We start from the raw sequence: 12631 nt of genomic DNA on the forward strand, positions 1-12631 counted from the left end.
GGTTCCTCCCAAGAATGCGTTCAGCTGGCGCTGCCCCTCACCCGCCCTTCGGGCACCTTCTCCCTGTAGAACGGGGAGAAGGAAGATGGCCTAGCGCGTAAAGCTCTGCGCGTTGCCGGCGTCGACGTTGATTATGTTGCCGGTCGATTTGGCTGACATGTCGGAGGCGAGGAAATAGATCGCCTCGGCGATGTCTTCGGGGAAGACCGAGCGCTTGAGCATCGAGCGCGAGCGGTAGTGCTCCTCCAGATCGTCGGTCGACATCTTGTAGGCGGCGGCGCGCTGCTCTTTCCACTCGCCGGTCCAGATCTTGGAGCCACGCAGCACGGCATCCGGGTTGACGACATTGACCCTGATCTGCGCTTCCGCGCCCTCCAGCGCGAGACACCTGGCGAGATGGATCTCGGCGGCCTTGGCGGTGCAATAGGCGGCGGCGTTGGGCGAGGCGGCAAGGCCGTTCTTGGAGGCGACGAAGACGACATTGCCGCCGATCTTCTGCACCCTGAACAGCCGGAACGCTTCCCGCGAAACCAGGAAATAGCCGGTCGACAATATGTCCATGTTCTTGGTCCACAGCGCCAACGTCGTCTCCTCGATCGGCGCCGAGGAGGCGAGACCCGCATTGGACACCAGGATGTCGATGCCGCCGAACTCGACCGCCGTTTCGGCAAAGCCGGCCACGACCTGATCCTCCGAGGTGACGTTGATCACCACCGGCCGGACGAAATCCTTGCCGTAGGCTTTCGCCAGTTCCTCATTGGCGCTGGCGAGTGCTGTTTCATCGATGTCGGCCAGCACCACGCAGGCGCCTTCGCGCAACAGGCGGTTGGCCGTCGCGCGGCCGATGCCGCCGGCGCCGCCGGTGACCAGCGCGATCTGGCCGGCCAGCGACTTCGGTTTCGGCATGCGCTGCAGCTTCAGATCCTCGAGCAGCCAGTATTCGATGTCGAAGGCTTCCTGGGCGGGCAGGCCGACATAGGACGAGACGGTCGAGGCGCCGCGCATGACATTGATGGCGTTGACGTAGAATTCGCCGGAGATACGTGCCGTCGCCTTGTCACCGGCGAAGGTGAACATGCCGACGCCCGGCATCAGATAGACCACGGCGTTTGGATCGCGGATGGCGGGCGAGCCCGGATGCTTGCAGCTGTCGTAATAGGACTGGTAGCCGACGCGGTATTCAGCGATGTCGTCGGCGAGGCGCGCAATGACCGCATCGACATCGGGCCTGGCCGGATCGAACTCGATGACCAGCGGACGGATCTTGGTGCGCAGGAAATGGTCGGGGCATGAGGTGCCCAGTGCCGCCAGCGGGCGCAGATCCCTGGAATTGACGAATTCGAGCACGGCGGCGGAATCGTCGAAATGGCCAAGCTTGTGGCTCTTTTCGGAGATCAGGCCGCGAATCCTGGGCATCAGTTTCGCGGCGATGGCGCGGCGCTCCGTGGCGTCGAGCGACTTGACCACTTCGCCGCCGAAAATGGCGAGGCCCTCGGAGCGGCGCTCGAACCACTCGATCGCCTGGTTGATCACCGAGATCGTCGTCTCGTAGCATTCCTTGGGCGTGTCGCCCCAGGTGAACAGGCCGTGGCTTTCGAGGATGACACCCTTGGCGGCGGGGTGTTCAACACAGAACTTCTCCAGCCACAGGCCAAGTTCGAAGCCGGGCCGCTTCCACCGCAGCCAGCCGATGGCATCGCCGAAGATCTCTGTCGTCAGCACCTTGGAATCCTTGGCCGCGGCGATCGCGATGATGGCGTCGGGATGCATGTGGTCGACGAAAGGCTTCGGCACATAGGCATGCAGCGGCGTGTCGATCGAGGCCGCGCGCGGATTGAGATTGAAGGTGCAGTGAGGCAGATATCCCACCATCTCGTCCTCGTGCTCGACGCCGCGATAGAGGCTTTTGAGCGCTCGCAATTTGTCCATGTAGAGCGTGGCGAAACCGTCCAGCTTGATCGAGGCGCTGTCGCCGCCGGAGCCTTTGACCCAGAGCACTTCGACATCAGCGCCGCTGAGCGGATCCTTCTGCCAGATCTTGGACGATGTGTTGCCGCCGCCATAGTTGGTGACGCGCTTGTCGGAGCCGAGCGTGTTCGAGCGATAGACCAGGAGCTCAGGCTCACTCATCCCCTGGGCCTTCGCATCGTCCCACAGATTGGCAAGGCGCGAGCCGGAGCGCTTGTCGAGCATAGGTATCCTCCCTGGGACGCAAAAAGCCGCGGTCCATTTTGCCGGGAATGTCTACGCAAGAGGCTCGCTTGTCAATCACAAACGATCAAGATCGATCATATTGCGCTGCACAATGAAATTATGTGATCGGAAATGATTGACAGTGCTTGTTTTGAGTGCCTAGATGGCCAGGCAGGGAGGAACCATGCACGAAAAAGAGCGCCACAGGATCATTCTGTCCGCAGTCCAGGAAAAGCCTGTGGTGACGGTGCAGGAGATGGTCGACCTGACGGAGTCCTCCGAGGCGACGATCCGGCGCGACATAGCGGCTCTTCACGTGCAAAAGCGCCTGCGCCGGGTGCGCGGCGGCGCCGAGGCGATCTCGCCGCCGCAATTCATCGGCCTGGCCGGCCGGCCCTTTTCCGTCAATGAAACGATCAACGCCGCGCAGAAGCGGGCCATCGCCCGAGAAGCCGTGGAATTGTGCGGCGACGGCGAGCCGATCATCATCAATGGCGGCACCACCACCTTCCAGATGGTGCATTTCCTGACCGGCCGCCGCATGCCGATCTTCACCAATTCGTTTCCGATCGCCGAGCATCTGCTCAAGCACTCCAAGAACACGGTGATGCTGTCGGGCGGCACCATCTACCGCGAGCAGAACATCATCCTGTCGCCCTTCGACAATGACGTGACGCGCAATTTCTACGCGCGCCGCATGTTCATGGGAGCGCAAGGCTTGGGACCGCTCGGCCTGATGGAAGGCGATCCGCTGCTGATCCAGGCCGAGCAGAAGCTTATCGACCAGGCCGACGAATTGGTGGTGCTGGTCGATTCCTCGAAATTCCGCAAACGCTCCAGCCTGATCCTGTGCGGGTTGTCGCGCATCGCCACGGTCATCACCGATGACGGCATCGAGGATCGCGAAGCCAAGATGTTGGAGACCGCCGGCGTGACGCTGATCGTCGCCCGCAAATCGGCAAAGGAAGAATCTTCACTGCAGGCCTGAGACGCCCGCAGCGGCGATGGAAATGCAACGCTCAAGGGAGGATATACGATGAGCTTCTTGAAGAAATTGATGGTTACGGCGGCCTTTTCCGCCGCCATGTTCGTGAATGCGGCCTATGCCGAGAATGTCAAGATCGCGCTGGTGGTGAAGTCGCTCGGCAACGGCTTCTTCGACGCAGCCAACAAGGGCGCCGAAGAGGCGGCCAAGGAACTCGGCGACGTCGACATCATCTACACCGGCCCGACCAAGGCGACCGCCGAAGCGCAGATCGAAGTGGTCAATTCGCTGATCGCCCAGAAGGTCAACGCCATCGCCATTTCCGCCAATGACGCCGACGCGCTGGTGCCGGTGCTGAAGAAGGCCATGGAGCGGGGCATCACCGTCATCTCCTGGGATTCCGGTGTCGCCAAGGAAGGCCGCCAACTGCATCTCAACCCGTCCGACACCGGCTTGATCGGCGAGACCATCATCAAGCTTGCCGCCGACCACCTGCCGGAAGGCGGCGATGTCGCTATCCTGTCGGCGTCCTCGACCGCGACCAACCAGAACGCCTGGATCGACGCGGCCAAGAAAATCCTGCCGGAGAAGTTCCCCAAGATCAAACTCGTCGCCACCGTCTATGGCGATGACGATTCGGCCAAGAGCACCGACGAAGCCAAGGGCCTGCTGAAGTCCTATCCGAACCTCAAGGCGATCATCGCGCCGACCACCGTCGGCGTCGTTGCCGCCGCGCAGGTCGTCACCGACGAGAACCTGATCGGCAAGGTCAATGTCACCGGCCTCGCGCTGCCGTCCGAGTTCAAGAAGTTCATCGACAACGGCGCCAGCCAGGCGGTCGCGCTGTGGAACCCGATCGACCTCGGCTACTCCGCCGTCTACCTCGCCCATGACCTGGCGGTGAAGAAGGAAGAGGCAAAGCCCGGCGCCACGCTGTCGATCGGCCGCGTCGGCAAGGTGACGCTCGACGACACCAACTCGGCTGCGATGGCTCCGCCCTTCCAGTTCGACAAGACCAACATCGAGAAGTTCTCCAAGATCTATTGATCTCGGACCCTCTCAAGCTGTCGCGGCGGGGCTCACGTCCCGCCGCGACTTTAAACGGACCTGCTTCAGGGCTTGATACAACCATGGACACGACAGCCCAACACGGCGCGGCGATGGAGAGGCCCCTGGCCTCCACCCCACGCCTGATGCTGTCCGGAATCTCGAAGAGTTTCCCAGGTGCGCGCGCGCTGCACAATGTCAGCCTCTCGCTCTATCCCGGCCAGGTGACCGCACTGATCGGCGAGAACGGCGCCGGCAAGTCGACGCTGGTCAAGATCATGACCGGCATCTACCAGCCGGATGCCGGCACGATCAGCATCGACGGCCAGGCCGTCACCCTGCCCAGCGCGCATGCCGCCTTCGGCCATGGCGTCACCGCCATCCACCAGGAAACCGTGCTGTTCGACGATTTGACGGTCGCCGAAAACATCTTTCTCGGCCATGCGCCACGTTCGCGCTTCGGCACCATCGACTGGCGCACGATGCGCAAAGATGCCCGCGAAGTGCTCGACACCATGCATGCCGGCCATATCGATGCCGATGCACGGCTGAAGGATCTCGGCATCGCCAACAAGCACCTCGTCGCGGTGGCACGCGCCATGTCGATCGACGCGCGGATCGTCATCATGGACGAGCCGACCGCAGCCCTTTCGATGAAGGAGATCGAGGAGCTTTTCTTGCTGATCGAATTCCTCAAGAGCGAAGGCAAGGCGATCCTGTTCATCAGCCACAAGTTCGACGAGATCTACCGTATCGCCGACCGCTACACGGTGTTCCGCGACGGCGAAATGGTCGGCGAAGGCCTGATCAAGGATGCCGGCCAGAGCCAGATCGTGCGCATGATGGTGGGCCGCTCGGTCGATCATATCTTTCCGCAGCGCAAGGCCGAGATCGGCGCGCCGGTGCTCACCGTCTCCGGGCTTTCGCATCCGACCGAATTCAACGACATCGGCTTCGAACTGCACAAGGGCGAAATCCTGGGCTTCTACGGCCTTGTCGGCGCCGGGCGCAGCGAGGTGATGCAGGCGATATCGGGCATCACCCGCACGTCAGGCGGCACGATCACGTTGGACGGCAAGACGATCGCGCCGAAATCAGCGGCGGATTCGATCGAGGCCGGCATCGTCTATGTGCCAGAGGAACGCGGCAAGCAAGGCGTGGTGATCGGCCTGCCGATCTTCCAGAATGTCTCGCTGCCCTCACTCAAGCGCACCTCCAAGTCAGGCTTGCTGCGGCTGGCGGAAGAGTTCTCGCTCGCCCGCTCCTACACCGAGCGGCTTGACCTCAGGGCCTCCTCGCTCAGCCAGGATGTCGGCACATTGTCGGGCGGCAACCAGCAGAAGATCGTCATCGCCAAATGGCTGGCGACGTCGCCCAAGGTGATCATCCTGGACGAGCCGACCAAGGGCATCGACATCGGTTCCAAGGCCGCCGTGCACGGCTTCATGGCCGAGCTCGTCTCGCAGGGCCTGTCGGTGATCATGGTGTCGTCGGAACTGCCGGAGATCCTCGGCATGTCCGACCGCGTCGTAGTGATGCGTGAGGGGCTTGTCGCGGCGGTCTACGACAATAAGGGGCTGGACGCCGAGACGCTGGTCCGGACGGCAGCGGGGATCGCGGCATGAAGGCTCTCCTGAAATACCGCGAGATCTGGCTGGCCGCCGCCATCGTCGTGCTGATCGGGCTGATCTCGACCCGCTTCCCCGCCTTTGCCGATCCAGGCAATCTGCGCCAGGTGTTCAACGACACCTCGATCCTGATGATCCTGGCGCTCGGGCAGATGGTCGTCATCCTGACGCGATCGATCGACCTGTCGATGGCCTCCAACCTTTGCTTCACCGGCATGGTGGTGGCTATGCTGAACGCCGCGCATCCGACGATCCCGATCCCGGTGCTGATCGTCATCGCGCTCGCCGTCGGGCTGGTGCTCGGGGCCATCAACGGCCTTCTGGTGTGGCGGCTGAACATCCCTTCGATCGTGGTGACATTGGGCACACTAACCATCTATCGCGGCGCCACCTTCGTGCTGTCCGGCGGAGCATGGGTCAATGCCGACAAGATGAGCCCTGAGTTCATCGGCTTCCAGCGCGCCGCCTTCCTCGGCATTCCGGTGCTGTCATGGATCGCCATACTGGTCATCGCGCTGTTCTTCATCCTGATGACACGCACCGCGCTCGGCCGCTCGATCTACGCCATCGGCGTCAACCCGACGGCATCGGTCTATACCGGCATCGATGTCGGCCGGACCAAATTCATCGTCTTCTGCATCTCCGGCATGATCGGCGGCCTTGCCGGCTACCTCTGGATCTCGCGCTATGTGATCGCCTCGGTCGAAGTCGCCAACGGCTATGAGCTCAACATCATCGCCGCCTGCGTCATCGGCGGCATCTCGATCGCCGGCGGCATCGGCTCAGTCGGCGGCGCGGTGCTGGGGGCGCTGTTCCTCGGCATCATTTCCAACGCGCTGCCGGTCATCAACATTTCGCCCTTCTGGCAGATGGCGATTTCGGGCAGCGCCATCATCCTGGCCGTCGTGCTCAACGCGCGCGGCGAACGCCAGCAGGGCCGCATCATCCTGCGAAAAATGGAGGCGGTGACATGACCGACATCCCTGCCCCGCGCCATATTCCCGACCGGCTCGACAAGCCGCTTTCGTCAGCGATCTTTTCCTGGGAGGCGCTGCTGGTCGTGGTGGCCGTCGCCATCTTCGCCATCAACAGCTTCGCCTCGCCCTATTTCCTCGACCCCTATTCGCTGTCGGACCTGACCTTCAACTTCACGGAGAAGGGCCTGATCGCCTTCGCCATGGCGCTGCTGATCATTTCCGGCGAGATCGACCTTTCGGTGGCCGCTATCATCGCGCTCGCCTCGACCATGATGGGCATGGCGGTGCAGGCAGGTGCCGGAACACCGGCGTTGGTGGCGATCGGCATCGTCGTCGGCCTCGGTTGCGGCGCCTTCAACGGACTGCTTGTCACAAGGTTGGGATTGCCGTCCATCGTCGTCACCATCGGCACGATGAGCCTGTTCCGTGGCATCGCCTTCATCATCCTCGGCGACCAGGCCTACAAGGGCTATCCCGAAAGCTTTGCCTTCTTCGGCCAGGGTTACGTCTGGTGGGTGGTGTCGTTCGAACTGATGCTCTTCCTGATCGCGGCCATCGTCTACTGGTTCCTGCTGCATCGCACGAGTTTCGGCCGCCGCGTCTTCGCCATCGGCAACAATCCGGTCGCGGCGCAGTTTTCCGGCGTGCGCGTCGGCCGCATCAAATTCATCCTGTTCTGCCTGACCGGGCTGATGTCTGGCATCGCCTCGGTGCTGATCACCTCGCGGCTTGGTTCGACAAGACCTTCGATCGCGCAAGGCTATGAGCTGGAAGTCATCACCATGGTGGTGCTCGGCGGCGTCAGCATTCTGGGCGGCGCCGGCAGTATTATGGGCGTCGTGCTCGCAGCCTTCATCATGGGGCTGGTGACCTTCGGCCTCGGCCTGCTCAACGTTCCCGGTATCGTCATGTCGATCTTCATCGGCCTGCTGCTGATCATCGTCATCGCGCTGCCGATCGTCTGGCGGCGGCTGCGCGGGGGACGCTGATGCCGCAGAAATACGCGTTCAAGATGAAGCTCAAGCCTGGCATGAAGGCCGAGTACAGGAAGCGTCACGACGAGATCTGGCCGTCGCTAGTCGCGCTCTTGAAACAGGCAGGCGTCCGCGACTACTCGATCCATCTCGATGAAGAGACCAACACCCTGTTTGGCGTGCTGTGGCGGCGGGACGACCACGACATGGACGAATTGCCGAAGCATCCGGTGATGCAGCGCTGGTGGGCCCACATGGCCGACATCATGGAAACCAGGCCTGACAACGAACCGGTGGTGGTGCCGCTGGAAACCGTGTTCCATATGGAATGAGTGCGATGCGCCACATCGCCGTCATCGACATCGGCAAGACCAACGCCAAGGTGGCGCTGGTGGACCTCACAACGTTGAGCGAAGTCGCGCTGCGCCGGATGGCCAATGCGCCGCTGCGGCAGGCGCCCTACCCGCACCATGATGTCGAAGCGCTGTGGACATTCATCCTCAACAGCCTGGCCAGCCTCAACCGCGAACAGCGCATCGACGCCATTTCGATCACCACCCATGGCGCGACGGGCGCGCTGGTCGATGCCGCTGGTGAACTGGTGCTGCCGGTACTCGACTATGAATTCGATGGTCCCGACACGCTGGCGGCGGACTATGACGCGATCCGCCCGCCCTTTGCCGAGACAGGCACGCCGCGCCTGCCGCTCGGCCTCAATCTCGGAGCGCAATTCTTCTGGCAGCAGAAACGCTTTCCGGCCGAGTTCGCGCGGGCGGTGGCGATGCTGATGTACCCGCAATACTGGGCCTTGCGCCTCACCGGCGTCGCCGCCAACGAGGTCACCTCGCTGGGCTGCCACACCGACCTCTGGGACCCGTGGAAGGCGGATTTCTCGTCATTGGTCGACCGCCTGGATTGGCGCGGCCTGATGGCGCCGGTGCGGCCGGCAAGAGACCGTCTCGGCCCGATCCTGCCCGCGATTGCGGTGCGAACCGGGCTTCATCCGCAAACACCGGTATTCTGCGGCCTGCACGATTCCAACGCCTCCCTGCTGCCGCATCTCTTGTCGGATGCGCCGCCCTTCTCGGTCGTCTCGACCGGGACCTGGGTGGTATCGATGGCGGTCGGCGGCAAGCAGGTTACGCTGGATGCGGCGCGCGATACGCTGGTCAATGTCAATGCACTCGGCAATCCCGTGCCGTCGGCTCGCTTCATGGGCGGACGCGAATTCTCGCTGCTGACCGACGGCAAGCCGCTGGATTGCAGTGGAAGCGATATGCTTGCGGTTCTGGCAAGGAAGATCCTGCTGCTGCCGTCGACGCAGCAGGGGTCGGGACCGTTCCCGCGCCAGGCCGCGACATGGCTTGATGCCGACGGCATGAATGATGGCCAGCGCTTCGCCACCATCTCGTTCTACCTGGCGCTGATGACGGCGACCTGTCTCGAGCTGATCGGCGCCTTCGGTCCGACCACCGTGGAAGGACCCTTCGCCCGCAACAGGCTCTTTGTCGGCATGCTGGCGGCGGCCACCGCCCGCAGCGTCGTCGCCTCGGAAGCCGCAACCGGCACCAGCATTGGCGCGGCATTGCTGGCATCGGATCAGGCCGCGACGCATGGCAAAGGCGAAAGGCTGGAACCGCCGGCCGACCCGGCCTGGGCGAACTATGTCAGCGCATGGCGGGCGGCGGTCGAAGCACAGGGCTGATTACAGGATCCGCTTGCCGAAGGCCGACATGATGAAATTGACGGTATCGGTGCCGATCCTGGGCTCCAGACCCTTGGTCAGGCCCGAAACATCCATCGACAGCAGGCCGCCGGAGAGCGCGATCGCCTCCATCGCCTGATGCGTCTCGCGCACGGTCAGCCCGCCGGAGCCGGCCGCCCAGCCGGCGAATTCGGTCGCTGTCGGCGAATAGCTGACATGAAAGCCTTGCGTGCCCGATGTGGCGATACGGATCGCTTCATGCATCAGGTCGCGCATGCCCATGGCGTCGATGTCGGTCATGGTGAAGGCCGAAACGCGCGAATCCTTCAGCACCCGCGCCTCGGCCGGATCTGCATGGCGCAAGCCGACGATGACGACATTCTCCGGCGACAGCTGAGGCTGCAGCGCGCCGGCCTTGTGATCGAGACCGAGCGTTCGCGCCAGCACCGAGGCCTCCGGCAGGTCGATGCCCTCTTCATCCTCCGGCATCAGGGCGGCGATGGAATCGATCCAGATCAGGCCGAAGGAGTGCGTTGCGCGCGCCGTCACGGTCAGCGCCTTGTGGACGACGCGGCGATCGGCGCCGGCGGTGAGACGGATCAGCCCCGAGGGAGGCCGCTCGACATCGGCCAGTTCGACGACGTCGAAATTCATCGCCTCCAGCCGCCCGCCCGTCCCCTCGCGGGCGAGAATGCCGGCGGCTTCCGGTTCAGCCGAGATCGACACCATCTTGCGGCCGGAAAAGTCCGCGACGTCGTGCATCGGCGCCTTCTCGACATATTCCGAAGTCATCGCGAGCAGCATGGCGCCATAACTCATACGGAAGGCGACGCGGTCGCCGACGGCCGGCGGCGGATCGGCGTCCTGCACATCGAGCAGCAGATGGTCGCTGGAGGCGCCGAGCACCCTTATCCCCTTGGCGATCGGCGTCAGCCCTTCCACCAGCACGTCCTCGCGGCCGATATTGGCGATGGCGCGCAGCCTGTCGCCTTCGTCGGGAAAGACCGGCTGGTTGCCGAAGGCGTCGTAGCCGGACTCGCCGATCGGCCGTGACGGCTTGAGCTTGACCTCGATGATGTCGCTGGTCAGGCGGCAGGCATCGGGTTCGAGTTCGGCCCATTGCATCTCGCGAAAGGTCTCGACGCCGCCTTGCAGGATCGCCTCGCCGACCCTGAGATTGTTGATGCCGGGGGGCAGCCTGCCTTCGAGCAGCAGCGTCAGCGACGACGAGGCGCCGCCTGAAATCCAGTCGAGGCTTTTGCCCGACAGGCGCTCGGTCTTGTAGGCGTGAGCGACGAGCTGGCCGAGGTTCTCCGGCGTCGGCATGATGGCGCCGAAGCAGCCGAGATTGGTGCCGATGCCGGCGATGCGCACCCCTTTGAATTCCAGGATCTTCTCGACGGTGGGGATCAGGTCGCTCGGCCAGATACCTTCGCGGAGATCGCCGAGATCGATCATGAGCATGATGTCGTGGACGCGGCCCATGCGCTCGGCGATGCGCGAAATCTCGCGAATGGTGGCGAGTTCCGATTGCAGGCTGATGTCGACGGTGCGCACCACCTCCTCGACGCGTGCCATGGGCGGGCTGCGCAGCAGCATGATCGGCGCGTTGATGCCGCTGTCGCGCAGCCGGCGGATGTTCTCGAAACGCGATTCGGCAATGCCGGCAACGCCGCCGCGCAGCATGGCGCGCGCCACTTGCGGCATGCCGCAAGTGCCCTTGGTGACGCCGAACACCTTGATGCCAGACAGTGCACAGCGGTCGACGATGGTGCGGGCGTTGCGCTCGATACGGCCAAGGTCGATGGCGACTTGCGGTCCCGACATGCCTAGCCTCCGTAGACCAGCCCCTGCGGGTCGATCTCCGGCTTGCGGCCTGCGACAAGGTCGGCCAGGAATTTCCCGGAGCCGCAGGCCATGGTCCAGCCGACATGGCCATGGCCGGTGTCGAGATAGAGATTTTCATAGCGCGCCTGGCCAATGACCGGCACGGAGTTCGGCATCATTGGCCGCAGGCCAGCCCACAGCTCCGCTTTCTTCTCGTCGAAGGCGCCAGGAAAGAGATCCCTGGCAGTCCTGAACATGGTGGCAAAGTCGCTTGGCTTGTGGGTGCGGTCGAAGCCTGTGAATTCTGCCGTCGAGGCCAGCCGCAAGCGATTGCCAAGGCGCGAATAGGCCATCAGTTGGTCCTCGTCGGCGCCGCCCATGGTCGGGCCCTTGCTCTCGTCTTCCAACGGAATGGTCGCGGTGTAGCCCTTCACCGGATAGACCGGCAGGTCGATGCCGTAGCGGCGGCCGAGCAGGCCGCTTTCCGGGCCCATCGAGATCACCACGGCATCACCAGCGACCGGTCCGGCGGAGGTCATCACCGCGCGCACCCGGCCGCCCTCGATGTCGAGGCCTTCGACCGTCGTGCCGTAGAGAAATCTCACGCCGAGCTTTTCGGCGGCGTGGGCAGCGAGCTTCTCCACGAACTGCCGGGAATCGCCGGTCTGGTCGATCGGCGAGTAGACGCCGCCGGCGATCTTTTCCTTCACGCCGGCAAGGCCCGGTTCAAGCTCGACCAGCCGGTCGCGGCCGACGATCTCGATCGGCAGGCCATGCTCGGCCAGATAGCGGTAATTGTCGGTGCCCGTGTCGAGGCTGTGCTGTGAGCGGAAGAAGTAGAGGATGCCTTTCTTGCGCTCGTCATAGTGGATGCCAGTGCCCGCCGAGATGGCGTTGATGCACTCACGTGAATAGAGCGCCAGGCGCAGCTTGACCTGGCTGTTGGCGCGCAGGCGGGCCACGGTACACTGGCGCAGGAAGCGCAGGCTCCAGGCAAGGAAATAAGGATCGAAGCGCAGCCGCACCTTGATGCCGAGATCATGGTTGTAGAGCCCGCGCAGGAAGGTCTTCAGCGCCGCCGGCGAGGCCCAGGCGGTGGCGTCGCCCGGCGAAACCAGCCCGGCATTCGACTGGCTGGTGCCACGCGCCGGCGCCGGATGGCGCTCTATCACCGTGACTTCGTGACCGTCGGCGGCCAGATAATAGGCCGCCGCCGTGCCGACGACGCCAGCTCCAAGCACCGTTATCTTCATGCCATCCCCCAAAAGCTCTTCGCGGCACAGCGCCTCCACGCC

Annotated in this window: 10 protein-coding genes; 7 read left to right on the top strand and 3 right to left on the bottom strand. The window is 63.6% G+C overall.

Features of this window, described 5'->3' with window-relative positions; all coding sequences use genetic code 11:
- Positions 1-90: 90 nt before the first annotated feature.
- Positions 91-2193 (bottom strand): bifunctional rhamnulose-1-phosphate aldolase/short-chain dehydrogenase, encoded by a 2103-nt coding sequence (locus MesoLj_RS35640; RefSeq protein ID WP_202324576.1) that lies wholly within the window; start codon positions 2191-2193, stop codon positions 91-93.
- Positions 2194-2377: 184 nt separating this feature from the next.
- Here MesoLj_RS35640 and MesoLj_RS35645 point away from each other — a divergent pair, with 184 nt between their 5' ends.
- The 7 genes from MesoLj_RS35645 to MesoLj_RS35675 all read left to right on the top strand — a co-directional run bounded on the left by MesoLj_RS35645 (position 2378) and on the right by MesoLj_RS35675 (position 9509).
- Complete coding sequence (locus MesoLj_RS35645; protein WP_056565871.1) at positions 2378-3181, top strand: DeoR/GlpR family DNA-binding transcription regulator; 804 nt, start codon at positions 2378-2380, stop codon at positions 3179-3181.
- Positions 3182-3229: 48 nt separating this feature from the next.
- A complete protein-coding gene (rhaS, locus tag MesoLj_RS35650) occupies positions 3230-4225 on the top strand; it encodes a rhamnose ABC transporter substrate-binding protein (RefSeq protein ID WP_202324579.1) in 996 nt (331 codons plus the stop codon).
- A gap of 83 nt (positions 4226-4308) precedes the next feature.
- Positions 4309-5850, top strand: coding sequence for a sugar ABC transporter ATP-binding protein (locus MesoLj_RS35655; RefSeq protein ID WP_202324581.1), 1542 nt, complete (start codon positions 4309-4311; stop codon positions 5848-5850).
- On the top strand, positions 5847-6827 hold the full coding sequence (locus MesoLj_RS35660; RefSeq protein WP_202324582.1) for an ABC transporter permease: 981 nt from the start codon (positions 5847-5849) through the stop codon (positions 6825-6827). The genes MesoLj_RS35655 and MesoLj_RS35660 overlap by 4 nt, the downstream gene beginning before the upstream one ends.
- Positions 6824-7819, top strand: coding sequence for an ABC transporter permease (locus tag MesoLj_RS35665; RefSeq protein WP_202324583.1), 996 nt, complete (start codon positions 6824-6826; stop codon positions 7817-7819). Before MesoLj_RS35660 ends, MesoLj_RS35665 begins: the two co-directional genes overlap by 4 nt.
- Positions 7819-8136 (top strand): L-rhamnose mutarotase, encoded by a 318-nt coding sequence (gene rhaM / locus MesoLj_RS35670; RefSeq protein WP_202324584.1) that lies wholly within the window; start codon positions 7819-7821, stop codon positions 8134-8136. Before MesoLj_RS35665 ends, rhaM begins: the two co-directional genes overlap by 1 nt.
- Positions 8133-9509 carry an FGGY-family carbohydrate kinase gene (locus MesoLj_RS35675; RefSeq protein WP_202324585.1) on the top strand — a complete coding sequence of 459 codons (1377 nt, stop codon included), beginning with the start codon at positions 8133-8135 and terminating at the stop codon, positions 9507-9509. Before rhaM ends, MesoLj_RS35675 begins: the two co-directional genes overlap by 4 nt.
- Here the strand turns inward: MesoLj_RS35675 and MesoLj_RS35680 are convergent, their stop codons facing one another.
- Together MesoLj_RS35680 and MesoLj_RS35685 are read right to left on the bottom strand one after the other, a co-directional pair.
- On the bottom strand, positions 9510-11336 hold the full coding sequence (locus MesoLj_RS35680) for an alanine racemase (protein ID WP_202324586.1): 1827 nt from the start codon (positions 11334-11336) through the stop codon (positions 9510-9512). It abuts the gene before it with no gap.
- Positions 11337-11338: 2 nt separating this feature from the next.
- Positions 11339-12589 carry a D-amino acid dehydrogenase gene (locus MesoLj_RS35685; RefSeq protein ID WP_202324587.1) on the bottom strand — a complete coding sequence of 417 codons (1251 nt, stop codon included), beginning with the start codon at positions 12587-12589 and terminating at the stop codon, positions 11339-11341.
- Positions 12590-12631: the final 42 nt, after the last annotated feature.

The organism is Mesorhizobium sp. 113-3-9 (genome assembly GCF_016756515.1).
Taxonomy (GTDB): Bacteria; Pseudomonadota; Alphaproteobacteria; order Rhizobiales; family Rhizobiaceae; genus Mesorhizobium.

Bases quoted from the DNA above. Each gene is read 5' to 3' on its own strand.
- MesoLj_RS35665 (WP_202324583.1), top strand. From the start codon at position 6,824: ATGACCGACATCCCTGCCCCGCGCCATATTCCCGACCGGCTCGACAAG.
- MesoLj_RS35640 (WP_202324576.1), bottom strand. From the start codon at position 2,193: ATGCTCGACAAGCGCTCCGGCTCGCGCCTTGCCAATCTGTGGGACGAT.
- MesoLj_RS35685 (WP_202324587.1), bottom strand. From the start codon at position 12,589: ATGAAGATAACGGTGCTTGGAGCTGGCGTCGTCGGCACGGCGGCGGCC.
- rhaM (WP_202324584.1), top strand. From the start codon at position 7,819: ATGCCGCAGAAATACGCGTTCAAGATGAAGCTCAAGCCTGGCATGAAG.
- MesoLj_RS35660 (WP_202324582.1), top strand. From the start codon at position 5,847: ATGAAGGCTCTCCTGAAATACCGCGAGATCTGGCTGGCCGCCGCCATC.
- MesoLj_RS35645 (WP_056565871.1), top strand. From the start codon at position 2,378: ATGCACGAAAAAGAGCGCCACAGGATCATTCTGTCCGCAGTCCAGGAA.
- MesoLj_RS35655 (WP_202324581.1), top strand. From the start codon at position 4,309: ATGGACACGACAGCCCAACACGGCGCGGCGATGGAGAGGCCCCTGGCC.
- MesoLj_RS35675 (WP_202324585.1), top strand. From the start codon at position 8,133: ATGAGTGCGATGCGCCACATCGCCGTCATCGACATCGGCAAGACCAAC.
- rhaS (WP_202324579.1), top strand. From the start codon at position 3,230: ATGAGCTTCTTGAAGAAATTGATGGTTACGGCGGCCTTTTCCGCCGCC.
- MesoLj_RS35680 (WP_202324586.1), bottom strand. From the start codon at position 11,336: ATGTCGGGACCGCAAGTCGCCATCGACCTTGGCCGTATCGAGCGCAAC.